The sequence below is a fragment of the Pseudoduganella sp. jia 9 genome (assembly GCF_055502615.1).
Genome location: NZ_JBUPWE010000003.1, coordinates 63,578 through 86,887, shown reverse-complemented (window position 1 = coordinate 86,887; position 23,310 = coordinate 63,578). Strand labels below are relative to the sequence as shown.

General features: G+C 69.6%; 16 protein-coding genes. 8 read left to right on the top strand and 8 right to left on the bottom strand.

Annotated features, from left to right (window positions below; all coding sequences use genetic code 11):
* Nucleotides 1–222 precede the first annotated feature (222 nt).
* The 3 genes from fdhD (at nucleotide 223) to ACY34H_RS03650 (ending at nucleotide 4,184) form a co-directional block, all read left to right on the top strand.
* Nucleotides 223–1,071, top strand: a complete 849-nt coding sequence (gene fdhD / locus ACY34H_RS03660) for a formate dehydrogenase accessory sulfurtransferase FdhD (RefSeq protein ID WP_464976133.1) — start codon at nucleotides 223–225, stop codon at nucleotides 1,069–1,071.
* Between the two features lie 139 nt (nucleotides 1,072–1,210).
* Complete coding sequence (locus tag ACY34H_RS03655; protein WP_464976132.1) at nucleotides 1,211–1,486, top strand: hypothetical protein; 276 nt, start codon at nucleotides 1,211–1,213, stop codon at nucleotides 1,484–1,486.
* A 199-nt stretch (nucleotides 1,487–1,685) separates the two neighbouring features.
* Nucleotides 1,686–4,184 carry an ABC transporter permease gene (locus ACY34H_RS03650; protein WP_464976131.1) on the top strand — a complete coding sequence of 833 codons (2,499 nt, stop codon included), beginning with the start codon at nucleotides 1,686–1,688 and terminating at the stop codon, nucleotides 4,182–4,184.
* A gap of 27 nt (nucleotides 4,185–4,211) precedes the next feature.
* Here ACY34H_RS03650 and ACY34H_RS03645 read toward each other — a convergent pair whose 3' ends face one another.
* The 3 genes from ACY34H_RS03645 to ACY34H_RS03635 form a co-directional block, all read right to left on the bottom strand.
* On the bottom strand, nucleotides 4,212–6,164 hold the full coding sequence (locus ACY34H_RS03645; RefSeq protein ID WP_464976130.1) for an MHYT domain-containing protein: 1,953 nt from the start codon (nucleotides 6,162–6,164) through the stop codon (nucleotides 4,212–4,214).
* Between the two features lie 116 nt (nucleotides 6,165–6,280).
* A complete protein-coding gene (locus ACY34H_RS03640) occupies nucleotides 6,281–7,948 on the bottom strand; it encodes a glycoside hydrolase family 43 protein (RefSeq protein WP_464976129.1) in 1,668 nt (555 codons plus the stop codon).
* Nucleotides 7,945–9,219, bottom strand: a complete 1,275-nt coding sequence (locus tag ACY34H_RS03635) for an MFS transporter (protein WP_464976128.1) — start codon at nucleotides 9,217–9,219, stop codon at nucleotides 7,945–7,947. The genes ACY34H_RS03640 and ACY34H_RS03635 overlap by 4 nt, the downstream gene beginning before the upstream one ends.
* 155 nt (nucleotides 9,220–9,374) lie before the next feature.
* On the opposite strand from ACY34H_RS03635, the gene ACY34H_RS03630 reads away from it, so the two are divergent.
* Together ACY34H_RS03630 and ACY34H_RS03625 are read left to right on the top strand one after the other, a co-directional pair.
* Nucleotides 9,375–10,058: an SOS response-associated peptidase gene (locus ACY34H_RS03630; RefSeq protein ID WP_464976127.1), complete on the top strand. Its 684-nt coding sequence runs from the start codon at nucleotides 9,375–9,377 to the stop codon at nucleotides 10,056–10,058.
* Between the two features lie 107 nt (nucleotides 10,059–10,165).
* A complete protein-coding gene (locus ACY34H_RS03625; protein WP_464976126.1) occupies nucleotides 10,166–10,792 on the top strand; it encodes a DUF6624 domain-containing protein in 627 nt (208 codons plus the stop codon).
* 98 nt (nucleotides 10,793–10,890) lie between these two features.
* Here ACY34H_RS03625 and ACY34H_RS03620 read toward each other — a convergent pair whose 3' ends face one another.
* A complete protein-coding gene (locus ACY34H_RS03620) occupies nucleotides 10,891–13,650 on the bottom strand; it encodes an EAL domain-containing protein (protein WP_464976125.1) in 2,760 nt (919 codons plus the stop codon).
* Between the two features lie 2 nt (nucleotides 13,651–13,652).
* Complete coding sequence (locus ACY34H_RS03615) at nucleotides 13,653–14,534, bottom strand: phosphate/phosphite/phosphonate ABC transporter substrate-binding protein (RefSeq protein ID WP_464976124.1); 882 nt, start codon at nucleotides 14,532–14,534, stop codon at nucleotides 13,653–13,655.
* Nucleotides 14,535–14,806: 272 nt separating this feature from the next.
* Between ACY34H_RS03615 and ACY34H_RS03610 the strand changes: the two genes are divergently transcribed.
* Complete coding sequence (locus tag ACY34H_RS03610; protein ID WP_464976123.1) at nucleotides 14,807–15,142, top strand: hypothetical protein; 336 nt, start codon at nucleotides 14,807–14,809, stop codon at nucleotides 15,140–15,142.
* A gap of 240 nt (nucleotides 15,143–15,382) precedes the next feature.
* Nucleotides 15,383–16,321: a LysR family transcriptional regulator gene (locus ACY34H_RS03605; RefSeq protein WP_464976122.1), complete on the top strand. Its 939-nt coding sequence runs from the start codon at nucleotides 15,383–15,385 to the stop codon at nucleotides 16,319–16,321.
* Between the two features lie 29 nt (nucleotides 16,322–16,350).
* On the opposite strand, the gene ACY34H_RS03600 is transcribed toward ACY34H_RS03605, so the two are convergent.
* The 3 genes from ACY34H_RS03600 to ACY34H_RS03590 all read right to left on the bottom strand — a co-directional run bounded on the left by ACY34H_RS03600 (nucleotide 16,351) and on the right by ACY34H_RS03590 (nucleotide 22,425).
* Nucleotides 16,351–17,565, bottom strand: a complete 1,215-nt coding sequence (locus ACY34H_RS03600) for a YbfB/YjiJ family MFS transporter (RefSeq protein WP_464976121.1) — start codon at nucleotides 17,563–17,565, stop codon at nucleotides 16,351–16,353.
* A 147-nt stretch (nucleotides 17,566–17,712) separates the two neighbouring features.
* Nucleotides 17,713–20,682, bottom strand: coding sequence for a glycoside hydrolase family 2 protein (locus ACY34H_RS03595; RefSeq protein WP_464976120.1), 2,970 nt, complete (start codon nucleotides 20,680–20,682; stop codon nucleotides 17,713–17,715).
* 105 nt (nucleotides 20,683–20,787) lie between these two features.
* Nucleotides 20,788–22,425 (bottom strand): sialate O-acetylesterase, encoded by a 1,638-nt coding sequence (locus ACY34H_RS03590; RefSeq protein WP_464976119.1) that lies wholly within the window; start codon nucleotides 22,423–22,425, stop codon nucleotides 20,788–20,790.
* Between the two features lie 170 nt (nucleotides 22,426–22,595).
* Here ACY34H_RS03590 and ACY34H_RS03585 point away from each other — a divergent pair, with 170 nt between their 5' ends.
* Complete coding sequence (locus ACY34H_RS03585; protein WP_464976118.1) at nucleotides 22,596–23,300, top strand: GntR family transcriptional regulator; 705 nt, start codon at nucleotides 22,596–22,598, stop codon at nucleotides 23,298–23,300.
* The last annotated feature ends 10 nt before the right edge of the window (nucleotides 23,301–23,310 follow it).

Below are 23,310 nucleotides of genomic sequence, written 5' to 3'. Positions count from 1 at the left end.
CGCCCGAGTCCCTACTTATCTATTCACCAATCTTCGACAGCATTTGGCGCATCCCGAGTGTTGTTAAAATTCGGGGACTGGAAGGAGTCATGGCATGCATGCCATGACCGCGTGGCAGGCGCGGAGCCGTGCCCCGGTGTTGTTTTGCGACCAGCCCAGCCGTCGGCGAAGTGACGCGCGCTGTGGCATCATTCCCGCCTCGTTTTGATAAGGAGCACCGCCATGGTCGACGATCCCGCCACCGCCTGTCCCACCGCCTTCGGGCAGGAGCCGCCTCCCTCGACGGAACGGCGCGGCGTGCTGCGCGTACAGGCAGGAAGTGCCGCGCCGGCCGAGGACGTGCTGGCCGATGAAGTGCCGGTGGCGCTGGTCTACAACGGCATCTCGCACGCGGTGATGATGGCGACCCCGGCCGACCTGGAAGACTTCGCGCTCGGCTTCTCGCTGACGGAAGCCCTGATCGACCATCCCGGCGAGTGCTATGGCATCGACATCGAGGCGGGGCCGGCCGGCGTAGCGGTGCAGCTGGATATCGCCAGCCGGGCTTTCGCCGCCCTGAAGGAGCGCCGCCGTTCGCTGGCCGGCCGCACCGGCTGCGGCCTGTGCGGTGTGGACAGCCTGGACCAGGTCTACCGCACGCTGCCGCGGCGCGCGGCCGGTGTGGTCCTGACCGGTGCGGCGGTGCGTGCCGCGCTGGCCGCGTTGCCGGGCCGGCAGGCACTGAGCCAGCTTACCGGCGCGACGCACGCGGCCGCCTGGTGCGATCTCGACGGCCGGCTCGCCGTGCTGCGCGAGGACGTCGGCCGCCATAACGCGCTCGACAAGGTCGCCGGCGCCCTGGCGCGCGCGCCGGCTTTGCGTGGGGGCGATGGGTTCGTCCTTGTCACCAGCCGGGTCAGCGTGGAGATGGTGCAAAAGGCCGCGATGGCGGGGGCCGCCGGCATCGTCGGCGTGTCGGCACCGACAGCGGCGGCGGTGCGGATGGCCGCCGGGGCAGGGCTGGTGCTGCTGGCGTTTGCGCGTGGCGACCGGTTCACCTGCTATGCAGGCCAGGAACTTCTGGTGCCCTAGATTCCTGTGCATCGGCCGGCTGCCGCGCCGGAGCACCTGCCGGCGTGCCAGGATGGCGCGCAGGCTGACACGCTCGTGGGCAATATGCTGACGCGGCGATGACGCAACTCTTGCTTAAATGGTGGCAAGGAATCCCATCATGCAAAAACACCACCCGAGCGGCCCGGCGCCGCATTACACGCTAGGCCTCGAGAAGGTCGAGATCGACGAAGTGCTCGATGCCTGCGGGCTGGTTGGCGCGGTGCTGAAAGCCGTTGCGCCCGACCTGAACGCGCGTTCCGCCGCGCGGCTGCTGGCCGAGGCGACCCGCCACGAGTACCATAACGAACCGCTGACCCGCACCATTCTCGTCGAGGTGGCGCGCGCGCTGCAGCGCCGCGAAAGCCAGGCAGCGTCCGCTTCGGAATCGCACTGACCCGGCAGTTGTCCCGCAGTTGTCCGTTTCCGGACAGCGGGGGTGGCCGGAAACGGCCGCGGCGGCGGCGGTGGCGCCTTGCGGCGCGCCGATTGCATGGCCTGGCTTGCCATGGCATGCAAGTTGCACAGTTCCCATCATTTCATTGCTACAGTGAAGGGATGGAGACGATGACCTCGAACAACGCAAGGTGCGGCCGATGAGCCGGCGCCCTATCGGCAATACCCCCGGCAATACCCGTGGCCACTTTCCCGGCCGGTTCGCCAGCCACTTGCTGCGCACTGGCTGGCGCAACGCGGCGGCCAGCCCCTGGCAGACCCTGGCCGCCGTCGCCGGGCTGGCGCTCGGCCTGGCGGTCTTCACGCTGCTGAGCGGTTTCGTGCGCCATGCGTGGAGCGTCAACGCCCACTTGCCCGACTCGCTGTTCATCATCAAGCAGCGCGACAATACCGCTCCCCAGGCACCCTGGTTCGACCAGGCGCCGATGGCGCTGGCGCGCACGGCGTCGGCAGTGCCCGGTGTGGCCGGCGCCACCGTGGTGGTCGCGTTGCGGCCGGAAGTGACGGGCTTGACCGTGCGGGCCGGCAACCGCCTGGTGCCCTTGCAGGGCCTGGCCGTACTGCCGGGTTTTGCCGGCATGCTGGGCCTGCGTGCCATCGACGGCGATGTGGAAGCGGCACTGGCGCGTCCGGACGGCATCGTGCTGACCCGGTCGGCCGCGATGCGCCTGTTCGACACGGCCGATGCCGTCGGCCGCACGCTGCGCGCGGAAGGGCAGGTGCTGCGCGTGGCGGCCGTGCTGGCGCCGCAGCCGGGGCCGACGACGCTGCCATTCGACGCGCTGGCTGGCGTGGCCAGCGCCATCGTCGACCCGGCAATTCGCGAGGAAATGCTGACCGGCCGGCAGGGCTGGCCCGGCAAGGTGCTTGTGCGGCTGCGGCCGGATGGCCAGCCTGAAGCGGTCGGCGCCGCGCTGCAGGCCGCCGTCGACCACCTGCCCGGCATGCAGCGCCATGGTCCGGACGTACTGGCGCGGCTGGCCGGGCGCAAGCCGCTGGAACTCGGGCTGGCGCCGCTGCGCAGCGCCTACTTCGACCATGAACTGGGCAGCAATTTTCATTTTCGCGCGGGCGAACGCGCCAACCCGGCACTGGTGACCGGCCTTGGCTCGGTGGCGCTGCTGATCCTGGCGCTGGCCGGAGCCAACTACGTCAACCTGGCGGCCGTGCGCGTGCTGCGCCGGCAACGCGAACTGGCCGTGCGCAAGGTGCTCGGCGCCCGTGCCCGCGACATCGCCGCGCAATGCGCGACGGAAGCCGTGACGGTGACGCTGCTTGCAGCGCTGATGGGCCTGCTGCTGGCATGGCTCGCCCAGCCGGCCTTCGCGGCGCTGGCCGGCCGCGACCTGCCCGGCATGCTGTCGGCGGGCCACCTGGCGGCGGTGCTGGCAGCCGCCTTCGTGCTCGGCTGCGCCGCGGCCGTCTATCCGGCGTGGCTGGCGGTGCGCGTGCGGCCCGACCGCGTATTGTCCGGCAAGCCGGATACCGAGTCCGCCGGCGCGGCGCGGGCGCGGCGGGTACTCACCGTGCTGCAACTTGCGGTGGCGATGGGCGTGGCCGGCGTGGCGCTGGCAATCGCATGGCAGACGCGCCATGCGGCGTCGGCGGCGCCCGGCTTCGACCCGGCGCCGCTGACGCTGGTCGACGTGCCGGAACAGTTGCGCTTTTCAGACAAGGCGCGCGGCCTGATGGCGGCCCTGGCCGCGCAGCCCGGCATCGATGGCGTGGCCGTGTCGCTGGATGCGGTGGGCCGCAGCGAAGATCCGCTCGGCCGCACATTCCAGAGGCCGGGCGGACAGTCCGCGGCGCTCGATGTACGCTGGGTCGGCGCCAACTTCTTCACCCTTTACGGCATCCGGGCTCGTGCCGGCCGCCTGTTCGACCCGCGGCAGGACCGCGACGACGACCCGGGGCCGCTGGTGCTCAACGCCGAGGCTGCGCGCCTGCTGGGCTTCCGTGAACCGGCGAGCGCGCTGGGCCAGACCGTGCTGTTCCGCGACTGGGACGGCAAGACGGCGCCGCGCCGCGTGATCGGCATCGCACCGCCGCTGCGCTTCCAGTCGCTGCGCGAGCAGCCGCGGCCCGTTGCCTTCGAGCTGTCCACCGGCGGCGCGACGCTGACCGTGCGCTCGGCGCTGCCGCCGGCACGGGTCGATGCGCTGGTGCGCCAGCTGTGGCCGCGCTTCTTCCCGGATGCGCTGCCGCGCATCCACCGCGCCGGCGACATCCTGGACCGCAACTACGCCGACGACAGGCGCCTGGCGCGGCTGCTGGCGATCGCGGCCGGCGTCGCGCTGGCGCTGGCCGCCGCCGGGTGCTACACGCTGTCGGCCCACACCGTGCAGCGCCGCGCCAGGGAAATCGTGCTGCGCAAGCTGCACGGCGCCTCCGGCGGCGCGGTTGGCCTGCTGGTGCTGCGCGAGACAGGGGCGCTGGCCCTGCTGGGCGCTGTCGCCGGGCTGCCGGTGGCGGCACTGGTCATCGAACGCTACCTGGCGGGTTATGTCGAGCGCGCTCCGGAGGGGCAGTGGGCTTTGCCGTGCGCCCTGGCGGCAACGGCGGCCGTTGCGCTGGCCGCGGCGGCGCGGCATGCGTGGCTGGCCATGCGGGTGGCGCCCGCGCAGGCGCTGCGGGGGTGATGCGGGGGTGATGCGGGGTTGCCTGTTTTACACTTTTTCCCGCTGGGCCAGCAGCTCCGCGGCGGCGCGCACCAGCGTGGCGGGACCAACCGGTTTCGGCAGGTGGTCCGTATAGCCGGCCTGCAGCGCCCGGTCGCGCTCGCGCGCGCCGGCCAGCGCCGTCAGCGCCAGCGCGGGCAGCGCGCGGCAGTTGGGCAGCGCGCGCACCTTGCGCAGCAGTTCGAAGCCGTCCATGCCGGGCATGCTGATGTCGCTGATCAGCAGGGCCGGGCGCACGCTGGCCACCAGGTTCAGCGCGCCGATGCCGCTGCCGGCCGTGTAGACGCGCGCATTGGCCGCCACCAGCGCGCGCTTCAGCACGTCCAGCGAATCGGGCTGGTCGTCGACGGCGACGATCACCGCGCCGGCCAGGTCGATCGCCGCCGCTGCCGTATCGGGCTTCGCGGTGCGCGGCGCGGCGTAGGCGGACAAGGGCAGCGCCACCGTGAAGGCGGCGCCGCGCCCGGCGCCGGCGCTCTCGGCGCGGATCGTGCCACCCTGCAGTTCCACCAGCTGGCGGGCGATCGACAGGCCCAGCCCAAGGCCGCCGTGCAGCCGGGTGGTCGACGCATCGGCCTGGCGGAAGCGGTCGAACACGTGCGGCAGGAAGGCGGGTTCGATACCGGCGCCGGTGTCGGCCACCCGGATCATCGCGTGGCCGGGCTGTTCGGCGGCGCCGGCCAGCGTGACCGTGACGCGGCCGCCCGGCTCGGTGAACTTGACGGCGTTCGACAGCAGGTTGCCCATCACCTGCTGCATGCGCCCCGCGTCGGCCAGCACCGGGCCGGCCTGCCGGTCGATGTCGGTGGAAACGACGATGCGGCGCGCCAGCGCCATCGGCCGGATCGCATCCACCGCGGCGGTGACGAAGTCCGCCGGCCACACCGGCGCGGTGTCGACCTGCACCTTGCCGGACACGATGCCGCTCATGTCGAGCAGGTCGTCGATCATCTGCACCTGGGCGCGCGCGTTGCGCTCGATGGCGGCCAGGCCGCGCTGCAGCGTCGCGTCGTCCTTGCCGCCCTGCTGGAGCAGCTGGGCCCAGCCCAGCACCGCGTTCAGCGGCGTACGCAGTTCGTGCGACAGGGTGGCCAGGAATTCATCTTTCAGGTGCGACAGGCGCTCGAGCTGCAGCCGTGCCTCGTGTTCGTCGAGGAACTGGGTGCGACGCTCCTCGGCGGTGGCCAGCGACGCCGCCAGGACGTGGGTGCGCGCCTCGAGGCGGGCATCGTAGACGGCGACGATCAGCCCGATGGTGAGGATGGCGGCCGCGCCGAACGCCACGAGGATCGCTAGGTTCATGCCGGCCACGCCGCCGGCGGCGGCCTGGCACACGCTGCCGAGAGGGAAGCTCGCGGCCGCCATGCCGGTGTAGTGCATGCCGGCGATCGCCAGGCCCATCACGACCGCGGCGGCGGCCTGGATCAGGCTGGCCCGCGGCGTGCGCTGGCGCAGCCGGTACGCGATCCACAGGGAGCCGGCAGCCGCGCCGATCGCCAGGATCACCGACGCGACGAACGCCAGCGGATCCCAGACGATGCCGGGTGCCATCCGCATTGCCGCCATGCCCGTGTAATGCATGCCGGCAATGCCGAGGCCCATCAGCAGGGAGGCCATGCCGAGCCGGCGGGCGGAAACCACCCGGTGACGAAGTTGCCATAAAGCAAGTCCGGTGACGGTCACCGGCAGCAGCAGCGACAGGCCGGTGATGCCGACGTCGTAGCCGACAGGGATCGGCAGCCGGAAGGCCAGCATGCCGATGAAGTGCATGGCCCAGATGCCGGTGCCGAGCGCCAGCGCGCCGCCGGCCGTCCACCCGGCCGCCACCAGGCCCCGCGAGCTGCGCACGCGGTCGGCGAGGCTCAATCCGGTGTAGGCCGCGAAGATTGCGACAATGATCGAGACGGCGACGAGGATGGGGTGATAGTAACCGCTGAGCATGATTCCGTTGTGCCGATGGGCTGTCGTCACTATACCGGAGTCGGAGGCGCAATGAGGAGACGGATGGCGGCGGCGGGTGGCGGCCACGCCACGCCGCCGCCGTTTTTGCCAGCGGCTCAGGGAACGGGCAGGCCCTTCGGATCGCTGCAGTATGCCCGTCCGCGGTAGGCGAACCAGTCGAAATCGGCGTGCAGGCGGCTGCCCGACATGTCCTGGCAGGCCATGCCCACGAAGGTGCCGGTGAAATTGGGCTGGCCGGGCGCATTGGCTTCGTCGGACAGGATGCTCGCATCGAACTGCTGCGAGAGCCAGTGCCAGCCGCCGTTTTGTGCATCGGCGGCAACATCGGCCGGCCGCCAGCCGAACAGCAGGCGCTCGTCGTCGACTTCCACGCGCAGCTCCACCGGGCCGGTTGCCGGCAGCGGCACCGGAACCGTGAAGGTATCGGTCTGCACATGATTGGGCAGGCTGCTCATCACGCGCAGGTGCCGGCCGATGGTGTCGTCGTGGGTGATGTACAGGTAGTGGAATTTCGACGCGTTGTAGTAGCACACCAGGCCGGCCTGCTGCTGGTAGTGTTCCGGCGCGAAGTCGACCACCGTCGCCGCGCTGAAGCAGTGCGACTGCTGGCGCCGCGCCACCAGCGCCTGCCGGAACGTGCTGCCCAGGCTTTCGCGGCCGAACAGCCGCAGGTGGCCGGGCCGCGCCGACAGCGAAAACAGCTCGTCGGGCCATGGCGTGCGCAGCCACTGGAAATCGATCGGCAATTGCGCAGCCGTGAAATCCTCGCGCCCGGGCGCCGCCGGGAAGCGGTGCTCGGGCATGCCGGGCGCGGCGGCCTGCAGTGCCGGCATGGCGTCGCCATCGATCGTGCGCAGCCAGCCGTCCTCGCCCCACGCCACGGGCTGGATGGCGGTCTCGCGCCCCAGCGTGCAGGTGCCGCGGTTGCGCAGCGGGCGGCCGCACAGGTACACCATCCAGGTTTGCCCGTCGGCGGTGTCGACCAGGTCGGCGTGGCCGGCGCGCTGCAGCGCAGCATCCGGGCGCTGGCGCGCGCTGAGAATGGTGACGTCGGGATGCAGTTCATACGGCCCGTGCAGGCTGCGCGAGCGGGCCATCGTCACGCCGTGGTTCCAGCCGGTGCCGCCTTCGGCGGTCAGCAGGTAATAGTAACCGTCGCGCTGGTACAGGTGCGGCGCCTCGGTCAGGCCATGCGCGGTGCCGGGGAAGATGTTCTCGCGGCGGCCGACCAGGCGGCGCTCCGCCACCGAGTATTCCTGCGCCACGATGCCGTTGAAGCGGTTGCCGCCCGGGCGGTGATCCCACAGCTGGTTCAGCAGGTACTTGCGGCCGTCGGCATCGTGGAACAGCGAAGGATCGAAGCCGCTGCTGTTCAGGTACACCGGATCGGACCACGGGCCCTCGATGGACGGGCTGGTGACCAGGTAGTTGTGGAAGTCGCGCAGCGATGCGCTGCCGGTGGCGCCGCCGGTAGAGGTGCGGCCATAGCGCTTGACGTCCGTGTAGATCAGCCAGAACAGGCCGTCCGCATGGGTCAGGCAGGGCGCCCACACGCCGCAGGAATCGGGCGCGCCCAGCATGTCCAGCTGGCTGGCGCGGGTCAGCGGGCGCGTCAGCAGGCGCCAGTTGACCAGGTCGCGTGAATGGTGGATCTGCACGCCCGGGAACCATTCGAAGGTGGAGGTGGCGATGTAGTAGTCGTCGCCCACCCGCACGATGGACGGATCGGGATTGAAGCCGGGAAGGATGGGGTTCTGGATCATGCTTTGGGTTCGGTGGCGGGTTGCGGCGCGTTTTCGCGCACCAGGATCCACAGCAGCGCGGCGGCGATCAGGTCGAGCACGGCCAGGCTGACGAAGAACGGCGTGTAGCCGACGCTGGCCATCATGCCGCCGATCAGCAGCGAGAAGATCAGCAGGCCCAGGTTGCCGAACGTGCCGCACATGCCTGCCACCGTGGCGACCTCGTTGCGCTTGAACAGGTCCGACGACATCGTGATGACGGTGACCGACAGCGTCTGGTGCGCGAAGCCGGCAAGGCTGAGCAGGGCGATCGCCGCGTACGCGCTCTCCACGTAGCCGACGAAGGCCACGCCCATCATCATGCAGGCGCCCACGGTGAAGGCGCCGCGGCGCGCATTGATCAGGCGTACGCCGCGCTTCTGCAGCCACAGCACGACGATCGGGCCGAACATGCAGCCCAGGTCCGCCGCCAGGAACGGCAGCCACGCGAACATGGCGATCTGCGCCAGGTCGAAGCCGCGCACCGTGGTGAGATAGAGCGGCACCCAGAACGCCAGCGTGCCCCAGGCCGGGTCGGCCAGGAAGCGCGGCAGCGCGATGCCCCAGAAATTGCGCAGCTTCAGGATGCTGAGCACCGATGGGCGCGTGCCGTCGCCCTTCAGGTGCTGTTCCTGGCCGGCGGCGATGTGTTCGGCCTCGGCGGCCGCCAGGCGGCGGTGGCGCGCCGGCGCATCGTACAGCAGCAGCCAGGCCGCCACCCAGACCAGGCCCAGCGCGCCGGTGATCACGAAGGCCGATTGCCAGTTGTAGTGCAGGATGGCCCACACCACCAGCGGCGGCGCCAGCATCGAGCCGAACGAAGCGCCGATATTGAAGATGCCGCCGGCCAGCCCGCGCTCCTTGGCCGGGAACCACTCCGACACCGCCTTCATGCCGGCCGGGTTGGCCGAGCCTTCGGCCAGCCCCAGCAAACCGCGCAGGAACGCCAGCGTCTGCCAGTTGGTGGCCATGCCGTGCGCCATGCAGATCAGCGACCAGGCGGTGGCGAACATCGCGAAGCCGTACTTCAGGCCGATCACGTCGAGCACGTAGCCGCACAGCGGCTGCAGCATGATGGCGCCCTGGAAGGCTGCCGTGATGTATGAATATTCCTGGGTGGTGATGTTCAGGTCGGTGAGCAGCGTGGGCGCCGCCACGGCCAGCGTGCTGCGGGTCAGGTAATTGATGACGGCCCCCAGCATGACGAGCCCGATCATCCACCAGCGCAGTCCCCGTATTTTTTTAGCGATCATGTTTGCGCAATCATTTCGGATGGACTGCCACAATAGCATAGCGAAAGGGATAATTGTGAACCCGGCTGGTAGCGCAATCGATGATGCATGGCACCATTTTTCGTGATGTTTGCTACCATTCGGCCGGGCAGGCGCGAGTGGAGGAATGCGGCGGCATGTGTGTAAATTATGTGACGGTGAAAAGAGATAGCCTGGCACGCTTCGCGGCCCTGGACCAGCGGGTGCCGTTCGCCCCGCGCGGCGAGTGGGAGCATGAGGTGTGGCAGGACTACGCGGCGCCGATCGTCGTGGCGGAACCGGCGGGCCGGGGGCGCCGCTGCCTCGTGGCCAGCTACGGCATGGTGCCGCAGCACCGCCTGGCACCCGGCAGCCGCGCCTATTCGACGATGAACGCGCGCAGCGAGACCGTCGCGGAACTGGCCAGCTACCGCGATGCGTGGGCGCGGTTCCGCTTCTGCCTGGTACCGATGGAACGCTGGTTCGAACCGAACTACGAGAGCGGCCGGCACCAGCGCTGGTCGATCGGCCGCGCCGACGGCGCGCCGCTGGCCGTGGCCGGATTGTGGCGTGCCTGGGAAGAGCCGGACGGGCGCCGCGTCTGCTCGTTCACGCAACTGACCGTCAACGCCGACGCGCATCCGCTGCTGTCGCGCTTCCACCGGCCCGGCGACGAGAAGCGCGCGCTGGTGCCGCTGGCGCCGGAGCACTGGGACGCCTGGCTGCATTGCCGCGACCCGGAAGCGGCGCGGCGGATGCTGGTGCTGCCGGAGGAGGGGCTGCTGACGGCCGGGCCGGAACCGCTGGCGGGTGCGGTCGATCCGCAGACGGCGCTGTTCTAGAACGCCTGGCAAAATCCCGGGCTGGACCCTGGAGGAACAGCATCGACTGAGCCATATTGTTCGGCTGCTTTCGGCGGGCACTGGGCCGGGATATTGAAAGGATTTAAATGAAGAAACGGTTGCTCGCTTCTGGTTTATTTGTTTTTGCCTTTCAGGCAGCAGCAAACGGAATCGACTGTCAAAAGGTCGGTACTCATTTGAATGCGCTAGCCAGTGTGGATCAGCAAATCAGGCAGGAGTCGAACCTGCTTGATCAGAACCCAAAAGCCGCCGCCGCCGAAAAAGACGCCCTGCAACAGCGCTGGCGCACTATCGACAGCGAAAATTTAAAACAGTTCAAGGCAATCGTCGCAGAATGCGGTTGGCCAACGACAAAGAAAGATAGTCATCGTGCCTGGTTGCTGGCCCAGCATGCGGACAGTGACATTGCCTTCCAGCGCCTTGCGAAAGGGTTCCTGGAAGCTTCGGTAGAGGCCGGCATCGCGGCACCGCGTGATCTTGCCTATCTTGCCGACCGTATCGCAGCCAACGAAGGCCGTCCGCAGGAGTATGGGACGCAATGGTCACAACCGGATCGCTGTCATTTGGTACTCGACGGAGTCGATAACCGGGAACTGGTCAACCGTCGCAGGTTGGCTATCGGACTGCCAAGCCTTGAGGAATATGAGGCCGAGGGACGCAGACGATTTATTCCGCCTGATTGTCCAGGCAAGATGAGCGAGAAGAAGCGCTAGCGTTCGCAACGGAGCGGTTGCGGACGTGACGTAGCGCGAAAAAACCGGCCGATGGTGTCAGCCAGTCGAGGGCACGGCAAGCGCTATCGTTCGAGGAATCAGGCCACCGTCCGTTCCAGCCGGTCCCGGGCGAAAATCGCCAGGCAATCCTCCGCCGGCAGCGGTTCGCCGTACAGGTAACCCTGGATCTCGTCGCAGCCGTTGGCGCGCAGCGATGCCAGCTGGGCCGCATCCTCGACGCCTTCGGCGATCACCCGCAAACCCAGGCTGTGCGCCAGCGCGATCACGGCACGCGTGATCGCCAGGTCTTCGCTGTCGGCCGGCAGGTCGCGCACGAAGGCGCGGTCGATCTTCAGCGCATCGAGCGGGAAGCGCTTCAGGTACGACAGGCTGGAATAGCCGGTGCCGAAATCGTCGATCGACAGGCCGATGCCGGCCGCCTTCAGCCGCAGCAGGATGCCTTCGGCCGCGGCCGGGTCGCTCATCAGCATCGATTCGGTCAGCTCGAACTCGAGCGCGGAAGGCGAAATGCCGGCATCGTGCGTGGCCGCCAGGATCACGTCCACCAGGTCGTCCTGCTGGAACTGGCGGGCCGACAGGTTCACCGCCACCGGCACCGGCGGCATGCCGGCATCGCGCCAGGCCCGCACCTGGGCGCAGACCGCATGGATCACCCAGGTGCCGACCGGCAGGATCAGCCCGGTATCTTCCAGCACCGGCACGAACTCGGTGGGCTGGACCGGGCCGACCGCGCCGTTCCAGCGCAGCAGCGCCTCGAAGCCCGTCAGGCGGCCCGAGGCCACGTCCTGCTTGGGCTGGTATGCCAGCGTGAATTCACCGCCATCAAGCGCGCCGCGCAGGCCGGATTCAAGCGCCACGCGGCGCGCCACGCGCGCATTCATCTCGCCCTGGAAACGGCAGCCGCGCGCGCGGCCGTGCTGCTTGGCGGCGTACATCGCGGTATCGGCATTGCGCACCAGATCGTCGGCGGCGCGGCCGTCGCGCGGCGAGCAGGCGATGCCGATGCTGGCGCCGATGAATACCTGCTGGCCGTCCAGCGCGAAGGGCCGGCGCAGGCTGTCCACCAGCGCTTCGGCGCACGCGTCGGCCGCGTCGTCAGGGAAACCCGGCGGGCAGATCACGGCGAATTCGTCGCCGCCCAGGCGCGCCACGAACGCGCGCGGCGGCAGCGCGGCCAGCAGCCGGTGCGCCGCCTCGACCAGCAGGGCGTCGCCGGCGGCGTGGCCGAGCGTGTCGTTGACATTCTTGAAGTGATCCAGGTCGATGATCAGCAACTGCACCGTGCTGCCGCCGGCGACCGTGCGCTCGAGCCGGTCGCCGAAGGCGGTGCGGTTCGGCAGCGACGTCAGCGGATCGTGCGTCGCCAGGTAGCGCAGCCGCAGGCTGCTGTCGTGGCGCTCGACGGCATTCGCGAACGTGCCTGCGAGGTTGTCGAGGAAATAGCGGTCCTGGTCGGTGAAGGCATCCTCGGCGCCGCCCTGCACGGCCAGCACGCCATGTGCCTCGCCCCAGCGCAGCGCCACCTCGGCGCGATGGCCGCCGCTGTCCGCGCCATCGTCGGCGCGTCCGGCGTGCAGCGGCGGCCATGCCGCCACGCAGGCGGTGCCGCTGTCCGCATGCTGCAGCAGTACCGCGCTGTCGGCCTGCAGGCCCACCGCGGCGGCACGCACCAGCAGGCGGCACAGCGTATCGTGGTCGGATTCCACCAGCGCGCAGCGGGCGAACGCGGCGGCCTGCTCGTGCTTGCGGGCATGGGCCAGCGCCAGCTGTTCGCTGCGGCGGCGGTCGGTGATGTCGATCTCGATGCAGATGTATTTCTCGACGTTGCGCATGGCGTCGAAGATCGGCACCACGGTGCGCCGGTGCCAGTGCGGGCGCCCGGCGCGGTCCGGCAGCCGTACCTCGCAGGTCAGCGTGGAGGCGCCGTGCCGGCCATGGCGGCGCGGCTCCAGCAATTCGCCGATCTGGTCGATCGGCATCATCAGCAGCTCGTCGCGGCTGTAGCCGGAAGCGGCCACGTAACGGTCGTTGGCGGCGACGATGCGGCCGGATGGATCGAGCTCGCACACGCTGCACGCCTCGTCGAGCGCGCTCTTGTGCTGGATCAGCGAGTCGATCAGCGTATCGATGCGCTGGTCGAAACGGGTGCGGATGCTGCGCGTGATGCGGTCCACCGCGCGCATCGCCTGCTCGATTTCCAGCGGCGCATCGCCGGAGCGGGCGGCGGCATCGGCCACGCCGGCCGACAGGTCTTCCTCGTAGCGCTGCAGCCGCGTGAGCTGGCCCAGCCAGCGGCGCAGCAGCCGGTGCATGGCGAACAGCGACAGCAGCACGCAGCAGGCGGCCAGCAGGGCGGCATCGCGGATCATGTACCACAGGCGCTGGGCGATCGCGGCATCGTCGAAGGTCAGCCGCATCACGCCGTAGTCGCGCCCGCCCACGGTGATCGGCCGGTTCACGTCGTACAGCTGGTCCGCCACCATGGCGACGACGAAGGCGGGCGGCATGGCGCCGTCGCGGAGCGGGGCGGCGATGCGCAGCGTATGGCCGCCCACGTCGATGAACGCGGCGGCGCTGAATGGCGAATAGTGCAGCGTCTTGGCCAGCGTGCGCTGCACGGTGTCGTAGTCGCCGACGACGACGCTGTCCTCGACGGCCAGCGACGCCACCTCGGCCAGCATGCCGGCGGTGTCCTGCACGTCCTCGATCTCGCGCACGAACTGCAGGTGGTAATAGGTGCCCAGGCCCAGCACGAGGAAGCACAGCAGCGTGGCGCTGTACAGCGCAAGCATGCGGCCCCACAGCGTGCGCGGAGTCAGGCGGCGCAGCGGAGCCATCGTCAGCGCAGTCCGGCCGGAGCCTGGCCGTAGAACTCGCGGTAGCTGGCGTAGTCCGCCTCGCTTGCCGGCACGAAGGCGAATGGCGTGGTCTTGACCAGCGCGGCGGCGTCGGCCAGCACGCGGCGGCCGTGCGGGTCATCCACCATGCCGATGAACGCGCGCGCCACCGCGTCCGCCGTGGCGGCCGGCACGCGCGGCGACACCATCAGCGCCAAATCGTTGAACAGTGGCGATTGCCACAGCACGCGCAGCGGCTTGCCGGTGCGGGCGATGAACGACGCGGTCAGTTGCGAGTTGGCGCCGACGGCGCGCGCCTTGCCGCTGACCAGCTGGGCGAAAGCGCCATCCATGTTGCCGCCGAATACCACATTGACGGGGATGTCGCGCCGCTGCAGTTCCGCATGGCTGACCTGGTAGGCAACCGTTGCTTCCGGGCCGGGGAAGGCGACGTCGGCGCCGGCCAGCTCCTTCAGGTCGCGCACCGGCGACTCGGCCAGCGTGACGATCTGCGAACGCACCGCCGTGCCGGTGCGGCGGGCCAGCACGCGCCAGCCCATCCGTGCGCGTTCCGGCGCGAACAGGTGGTTGGTAAAGGCAAAATCCACTTCCTGGGCCAGCACGAAGCTGGTGGTGTCGGCGGACGTGCGCCCCAGTTTCAGGCGCACCGGCACGCCGCTGGCCTGCGACACGTATTCCATGATGGGATTCCAGTAGCCTGCCGTGATCTGCACATTGTGCTGGTTGACCGGCGAAAACTGGTAGACGGCCCCGTTTTCCGGCGCGGACGCGGCATGCGCGGAGACGGTGGCAAGCAGGCAGGCAAACAGGCGGGCAGCAAGCGAGCGGGCCGCAAACTGGCCGGCGGTTCGGATCGGGTACATCCAGGCTCCATCGAGGGCGCGTCAGGCAACGCGGTGCGGTCCGCCAGGTCGGCGGCGGTCGGCATTTTATCGCAAAACGATAGCGGCTGAACAATAACCGAAAATTAATAAATGTTAGGAGCGGAGACCTTGCCCTGCTGCCTGTTATGTTTTTATAACGTTTAAACCTTTTATATCGTTACTACAAAACCCCTGATTTTTCGACATCGCCCTGTTGATTTGCGTTGCTTCGCCTGCATATCCAACAAGTAGCGATTGACAAGGAGAAAATGATGGAACCCCTGCTCAACAATAGTGGAGCCGATCAGGACATCGGTCAATACAATCCCGGGCGCCTGCTCGACACGCTGGCCGAGCGGCTCGGCGCGAAAAACGATGCGGCGCTGTCGCGCGCGCTGGAAGTGGCGCCGCCGGTGCTCAGCAAGATTCGCCATGGCCGGCTGCCGGTCGGGGCGACGATCCTGCTGCGCATGCACGAAGCCAGTGGCATTCCGATCCGCGAACTGCGCGACCTGATGGGCGACCGGCGCGGCCGCATGCGCATGAGCCCCCAGGAATTCCGGCCGAAATCGGCGCAGGAGTCCGGCGAGCAGCAGCTTGGTCGCTGAGCCGCCGCGCGCCGGCGTGCGAACGCTGCTGCATCGCATGGCGGGGTGGCGGCGCAGTTCGGCGCAGGAGGGCTGAGCGGCGCTGCCCGGCGCCGCAGGGCTGAGCGGCGCTGCCCGGCGCCGCAGGGCTGAGTAGCACTGTCCGGCGCCGCCCGGCGGGGCAGGCGGCCGTTCTCTCCGATGGAGGGCCGCACCGCGGGTGCATTGCCCCGCGCGCCGGTGCGCGTCTACAATCGGCCCATGAGAACCGGTGAGCTGCGGCAGTACCATTATTTCCTGACCCTGGCGCAGGAACTGCATTTCGGCCGTGCGGCCGAGCTGTGCTTCATCACGCAACCGGCGCTCAGCCAGCAGATTGCCAAACTCGAGGAATCGGTGGGCGTGCGGCTGTTCGTGCGCGGCCAGCGCGCGGTTGCGCTGACGCCGGCCGGGGAGATCTTCCGCGACGGCGTGCAGGGCGTGTTCCGGCTGATCGAGGACACCACCCGCAGTGCCCGCGCGGCGGGCGGCCTGCAGGACACGCGCCTGTCGATCGGCCTGGTCGAGTATGCGAGCGTGCCGATGCTGGCCGCCGCCCTGAAACGCTTGCGTGCGCTGTATGCCGACATCAAGGTGACGCGCCATGAAATGGATGCCGCGGCCCAGGTCGAGGCCCTGCAGCGCGGCCGCATCGACCTGGGCATCGCCGTCATCCTCGACGATCCGGCGCTGTGGCTGCCGGCCGATGGCGCCGTGCGGGCCGAGCCGCTGCTGGCGGCCGGCTGGAAGCTGCTGGTGCGGGACGATCACCCGCTGGCGCGGGCGCCGGGCGGGCAGGTCGGCCTGGAGCGATTGGCCCGGGAGCGCGTGGTGATGTTCGCGCGTGCCGTCAACCCTTCCGTCTACGACCGTGTGCTGGCCACCTGCCGCGCGGCCGGCGCCGCGCCCGACATCGTGTATGAAACCAGCCAGGTGCAGACCGGCGTACAGCTGGCGCGCGAAGGGCTGGGCTGCATGCTGGCGACGTCGTTCGCCTTGCCCGAGCCGCTGCCCGGCATGGTCGCGCTGGCGGTGCCGGGGCTGGCGCCGCTGGCCATGCACGCTTTCTGGCGCAGCGCCGAAGCGCAGCCGGCCGTGCTGGATTTCCTCGCCATCACTGTGGAGGAAGCGCGCCGGTGCGAGGTGATGGCGGAAAAGTAGCGTGCCGGAAAACGTCGAGGGTGGTCGATTCAGCGCCGCCGCGCGCTGGCCATTTCCAGCAGCAACGCGGCGCCGAACGCCAGCGCGGAGGCAACGAACACCACGTGATGCCGGCCGCCGCTGTGCGCGAACAGGAACGAGAACGCGTAGCCGGCCAGCGCCTGGAACAGCGCGAACATCGTCGTCGAGTGGCCCCACGCGGCGTGCTGGGCGTGGCTGTCGCCCGGCAGCAGTTCGTGCAGGCGGCCGATCATCAGCGTCACCACGCCGGGCGTGAAGGCGCCCAGCAGGACGCTGGCCACCGCCAGCGCAGCCGGATGGACCGCGAACGCCAGCGACAGCGCCGCCGCGCCGGACAGCACGAGCCCGGTCCGCAATGCCCGTGCGAAGCCGATCCGGTCCGCCAGCAGCCCGTACAGCACGGGGCCGGACAGCGCGCCCACCCCGTACACGATCCAGTATGCCGCACCCGCCGCCGTGCCGCGGCCCAGGCCGCGCGCCACGTAATCGACCAGGAATACCGCAGCGCCCAGCAGGCCGACGGCCACGGCCGCATAGGCGGCATACAGCAGCCGCACGGAGGCCGGCATGGGCTGCCTGTCGTTTTCGGCGGGCGCCACGTGCGCATGCGCCGGCCAGGCGCGCCACGTCAGCACCGTCAGCAGTGCCGACAGCGCCGCCAGGCCGAGCCAGGTGGCGGCCAGGCCAAGATCGAGCAGCAGCGGCACCAGCGTGCCGGAGGCGACGATGCCGGCACCGATGCCCATGAAGATGGCACCGCTGGCGAGGCCGCGGCGGGCCGGCGCCACTGTCGGCAGGATGGTCTGCGCCACCAGCACCATGACCACGGCGCCGGCAAAGCCGGATACCAGCCGCCAGGCGAAATACCAGGCCAGCGAGACGGGAAACGCGCAGGCGGCGAACGACAGCGCGGCGAGCGCCATCATCCACCGCAGCATCGCGCGGTTGGAAAAGCGGGTGCCGAGGCGGCGGCCCGACAGCGCGCCGGCGAAGTAACCAGCGAAATTGGCGGCGCCCAGGTAGACGACGTCGCTGGCGCCGAACCAGCGGGCCTCGATCAGCGGCGGGATCAGCGGGGTATAGGCAAAGCGGGCAAGGCCGATCGCTACCAGGCTGGCGGCCAGGCCGGCAAAGATCGCCACCGGCGCCGGCAGCGTTCGCTCGCCGTCCTGCACGGCGGGTGGGGTGGGGGAAACCGGTGAAGCGGATGAGCGGGTGGTCATGGCGACTCCTTTCGTTGTCACCATGGTAGGGATGCGGTGGCGGGAATACCAATCGGAACGGCTGGGGCGACCGATAAGCTCCAGCTTATCGGCAGGCTCCCGCTGATGGGCCAGCTCCCGCCGACGGGCGCCCGGCGCCGTGCCGGCTCAGGGCGCCCGGTAGAACTCGATCTCGACGATCGACAGCACGCCCTTCGGCGTCTGGTTCGCGCCGGTATCGGTGATGGCCTGGTTCGCCACTTCGGTCAGCCGGATGGCGTTCGATTCGTCGGCCACGCCGTTCAGTTCGACGCGCACCGTGCTGCCCTGGCGCGGCTGCAGCGGCAAGGTCACGTAGCCCAGGCTCTTCGGCGTCATGCCTTCATAGACCAGAGCATCGTCGACGAACACGCGCAAGGGATAGCTGCGTTCGCGCCAGCCGGAGAGTTTCAGCGAGATCTCGCTCAGCGTGGCCGGCTGCGCCAGGCGGTAGGTGATGGCGCCGTGGCCCGGCGTACTGGACCATCTGGTCGTTTCGTCGTCGTCGTGGGTGAACGCGGCATCGCCTGCGTTGCTGGCCGCGTCGGCCGCGGCGACCGGCACCGCCACCCTTGAAACCTTGAACGACGGCGTGGCCGGCGTCGGCCCTCGCTCCAGGTGCAGCGGCAGCCCGTCGGCCGGGAAACGCGTGGCGAGGCCGCCGTCGACCTCGAACGGCTGCGTGTCCAGTGCCAGCGTGGCCTCGGCCAGCCCGGTGGCACTGGCGCGCAGCACCACGCGGCCGGCCTCGGTGGTGCTGCGCACCAGCACGCGGTTGACGCCGCCCTCTACCGGCAGTTCGCGCGCCAGCACGTGGTTGCCCGGCCCCTGGGCGATGCCGCCGCGCCACTCCGCCGGGCCGCGCAGGTCGAAGCGCACCGTGTCCAGCGCCACCGGGTTGCGGCGGCCCTGCGCATCCACCACCTCGACCTGGACCAGCGCCAGGTCGGCGCCGTCGGCGCGCAGGCCGCCGGGCGCCGTCAGCGCGGTCAGCTTCAGCGCGGCGGGCGCACCGGCCGTGGCCAGCACCGTTTCGCAGATCGTCTTGCCGGCGGCGTCGAGGCCGACCGCCTTCAGCTCGCCCGGCTGCCATGCCACCCCGGCGAACGTAAACAGGAAGCGCTCGCTCTGCACGGGATCGGGCAGCCGCCTGCCGTTCAGGTACAGCGCGACCTGGTCGGCGCTCGAGATCACCGTCACCGGTTTCACGGTGCCGGGGGCGTAGTTCCAGTGCCCGACGATGTGGGCGCGCGGGTTCTCGACGTCGACCCAGCCGTCCCACATGACCTGGTGGGCGTAGAAGCCATCCTTGGGAATGCGCATCGCGTCGACTTCGCCGCTGCGCCGGTAGTTCTCGGCGCCCCGGTGGTGCGTGTTCGAATCGGAAAACACGATATTCACGCCGCCGGACGACACGCGGGTGCCGGTGCCCGGCCGCTCGCGCCAGTAGTCATGCCAGCGCTTGACGTTCTCGATCGCGTGCGAATCCATGTTGCGGTTGTAGGTGGGCGCGGGCTGGCCCTTGTGCGGCGGGCCGTCGCCATCCTTGTGGAACGGCGGCGTGAACTCGTCCCAGAACTTGCGGGCGCCTTCGTCGCGCGAGTATTCCATCGCCCACATCGGGATGCGCGCGCTCTTGTTGATGTAGAGCATCTCGCCGCCATACTCGGCGATGCCCTGCAGTTCCGTCGACAGCATTTCGCGGCTGCCCGAGGCACGGCCGCCGTGGGGATCGAATTTGTCGCGCAGCGCCTTCATTTCGCGCATGTGTTCGGCGCTGACGCCGCGGTTGCCGCTTTCGTAGAAGACGATACTGGGGCTGTTGCGGTTATAGACGATCGCATCCCGCATGACCTCGATGCGCTGCTCCCAGCGGCGACCCGTCACGTCCTTCTCGGCATCGCCCGCCGGCATCGCGTGCATCAGGCCCAGGCGGTCGAGCGACTCGGTATCCTGGCGCCACGGCGTGATGTGCATCCAGCGGATCAGGTTGGCATTGCTGGCCAGCGCCAGCCCGTTGCCGTAGTCGCTGAGCCAGGCCGGCACCGACATGCCGACGGCCGGCCATTCGTTCGACGTGCGCTGCGCATAGCCCTTCATCTGGATCACGCGGTCGTTCAGCTTCACCATGCCGTCCCTGAACTCGGTCTTGCGGAAACCCGTGCGCGTGACAACCGTGTCGACCGCCTCGCCGTCCACCTTCAGCGTCGTCGCCACGTCGTACAGGTAGCCGTAGCCCCAGCTCCAGAAATGCAGGCCGGTCACCGGCGCATGCGCGCTGGCGACCGCCGTGGCGCCCGGTGCGACGGTCTGCGGGGGCGCCGCGAAGCGCGCCACTTCCTTGCCGTCGCGGTCGCGCAGCCGCACTTCGTACGTGAAAGTGCGCGGCCGGTCGTCGTCGTTCTTCACCTCCGATTCGGCCCATACGGTGGCGCGGCGGCCGGGAATGTCGAAGTCGCGCGCGTACACGTAGACGCCGGTCGTGCCCAGCGACGAGTACAGGGGCAGGGTCTGGTACAGGCGGTCCGTCACGTGCAGTCTAACGTTCTTCGGCAGGCCGCCGTAGTTGGCGTTGAAGTTGCGGTCGGCCCACTGGTAGCGCTGGCCGGTGGCCGCCTCCCGGTAGTCCCAGCTGTTGTCGGTGCGCACGGCGACCACGTTCCGGCCCGGCACCAGCACGCCGGTGATGTCGAAGCCGAAAGCCGTGATGCCGTTTTCGTGCAGGCCGACGCGCTTGCCGTTGACGTAGACCTCGGCGGCCTGCCGCGCCCCTTCGAATTCGAGGAAGACCTTGCGGCCCTTCGCCGCGGCCGGCAGCGTGAAGTGCTTGCGGTACCAGGCGATGCCGGTCGAATGGTCGACGATGTCCTTGCCGAATGCGTCATCCTCGTTCCAGGCGCGCGGCAGGGTCACGGGTTTCCACGCGGCGTCGTCGAACGCCGGCCTGGCCGCACCGGGCGCATCGGCCACGGCCAGCCGCCAGCCGGGATTGAAGTTGTAGACATTGCGCGCGGCATGGGCCGGCAGCGCGTGCCCGGCCAGGACGGCGCAGGCCAGCAGTGCGGCGCCCAGCCGGCGCTCGAATTGCAATCTGTTCATCGCGTTTTCCATCGTTTCAGTGGGAAATCCGTGCTTAAATACTAATATATGACCTCGTTGGGCCCTGCCTCTGACCTGCGCAACATTACTCGGCCTTGCCCAACATTATTCGGCCCTGCGCCACATTGCCGGCGCGGTGGCCGGCAGCGGTTCGCCGGTATGGAAGGGAATGGCCGGCAATCCCGCACCGTTTACCAGGTTCGGTTGCGCCGCTTCGTCCCAGGCGAAGCGCACAGCGACCGGCCGGGGCACCCGCGCGCTGCCGACCGCCACGCGGCTGCCCTCGATGTCGGCCTTCGCGGCATGCCAGCGGCCATCGGCGCCGGCGACCTGGAACCACGACAGCGGCTTGCGGTCGCTGGCGAACAACCCTTCGGCATGGTCGAACGACAGCAGCGCGCGTCCATTCTCCACCTGCATGGCGCGCAGGCGCGGGCCATGCGCTTCGATATCGGCGCGGCCATAGGTATCGGCCAGCGCCAGGTTGGCCAGGCGCAGGCCGACGGTGCGCTTGTCGCGCGGGTGGATGTCGGCCAGGTCGTCGGCCAGGTCGGTCGTCACGACCATGCCGGTGCCGGGGATGGCCAGCGCCGCCGCCTGCGCCTGGCGCAGACGCGCCGCCGCTTCCGGGTCGGCCACCTTTGCCTGCCGCACCACGTGGTACAGGTGCGGCGCGATCTGCACGAAGTAGAAGGGCAGAAGGCGCGGCTGGGAGGCTCGCGCATTGCCGCCGCCGAACGCGCCGCGCCAGCGCTCGATCAGCGTGGCCATCTTGGCGGTATAGGCGGCGCCGTCGCCGTCGTCGATCAGGTTCGATTCGCCCTGGTACCACAGCATGCCCTTCAGGCCGAACGGCGCCAGGCCGGCGATCATGCCGTTGTACAGCACCGGATGGTCCGGCCCGGCTTGCGCGCCGGCCGGCGCCGTTTTGGCCGGTACATTGGCCGGTACATTGGCCGGTAAATTGGCCGGTAAATTGGGCGGTAAATTGGGCGGTAGATTGGCCGGTAGATTGGCCGGTGCGGCGGCCGGTGCATCGGCCGGCGTCCACAGTTCGATGCGTGTGCCGCCGTAGCTGGAATCGATCAGGCCGACCGGCACGCCGAGCTCGCGGTGCAGGCGGCGGCCGAAGAAATAGGCGGCGGCGGAGAACGCGGTGCGCTCCACCGATTCCGGGCTGCAGCGCACCCATTCGCCGGCCACGTCGTCCATCGGTACTGGTGCGCGCCTGCGTGCCACCTTGAACAGGCGGACATCCGGCGCATCGGCCGCTTCGATCTCGGCGCGGTAGTCGAAGGTGGGCCGCTCGCCCTTGCGTTCGCCGAGCGGCTTCTGCATGTTCGACTGGCCGGAGGCGAGCCACACGTCGCCGAGCAGCACGTCGCGCACCACGATGTCGCTGGCCGCGCCGCGCACCCGCAGCTCGCCGGCGCGCGGTGCTGCGCCCAGGTCGAGCTCGACGCGCCAGCGGCCGTCGGCGCCGGCGCGCGTGGCCGCGGCCGCTTCACCGAAGCGCACCGACACCGTTTCGCCGGCGTCGGCCCAGCCCCACACCGGCGTGGCGGCCGACCGTTGCAGCACCATGCGATCCGAGAGAATGGCCGGCAGGCGCACCACGGCGCCGGCGGCACCGCAAGCGGCGCCCAGCAGCAGGGCGGCGATCAACCGTGGAGCGAACGGCAGGGCGCCGCGGAGCGACGGGCCGGGCATGTGCGGTGGGGATGGCTCGGGTGGCAGGGGCATGCGGGAAACTTCCTGGACGTGATCCCGGCGATTATCCGGGGCCGGGGCGCGCTGTCCAGCGATCGGCCGCGGCGGCCGGCAATCGCTCATGAAGTTGATTTGCGGCCAGGAACGTCCATGACCCAGCCCGCGCCCGGTACAATCGCGGCGGGGCACATAACGATGACAACATGAGCGAACATACTTTACCTGGCACCTTCCGGCTCGACCGGTCCCGCAGCGCGGCCTTGCAGGTCTATGAGCACCTGCGCGAACTGATCGTCACGCTGGCCCTGCCGCCCGGCGCCGTGCTGTCGCGCACCGACCTGGCAGGTTACTTCGACGTGTCGGTGACGCCGGTGCGCGATGCGCTGGCGCGGCTGGACGACGAAAAGCTGGTCGAAGTCTTCCCGCAGCATGCCACGCGGGTGCGCGCGGTCGACCTGTCGTCGGCCCGCGAAGCGCATTTCCTGCGGCTGTCGGTGGAGCTCGAGCTGGTGCACGGCCTGGCCCTGCGGCGCGACCCGCAACTGGCGGCGCGGCTGGCCGGGCTGGTCGACCGGCAGCGCGCGTGCCTGGAGTGCGACGACCTGGCCAGCTTCACGGCCGCGGACATGGAATTCCACCGCACCATGTACGACGCCGCGCTGCTGACCGGCCTGTGGCACCGGCTGCGCGACGGCAGCGGCAACCTGGACCGCCTGCGCCGGCTGCACCTGCCGCTGAACGGCAAGGCCCAGTCGATCCTCGAACAGCACGCCGAGATCGCCCGCGCGATCGGCGACGGCGACCCGGCGCGGGCGCAGTCATGGGTGCGCGAACACCTGTCCGGCACGCTGTCCGAACTCGATGCGTTGCGCGAGCGGTACCCGGATTTCGTGCTGCCGGTGCATTGAGGTCACACGC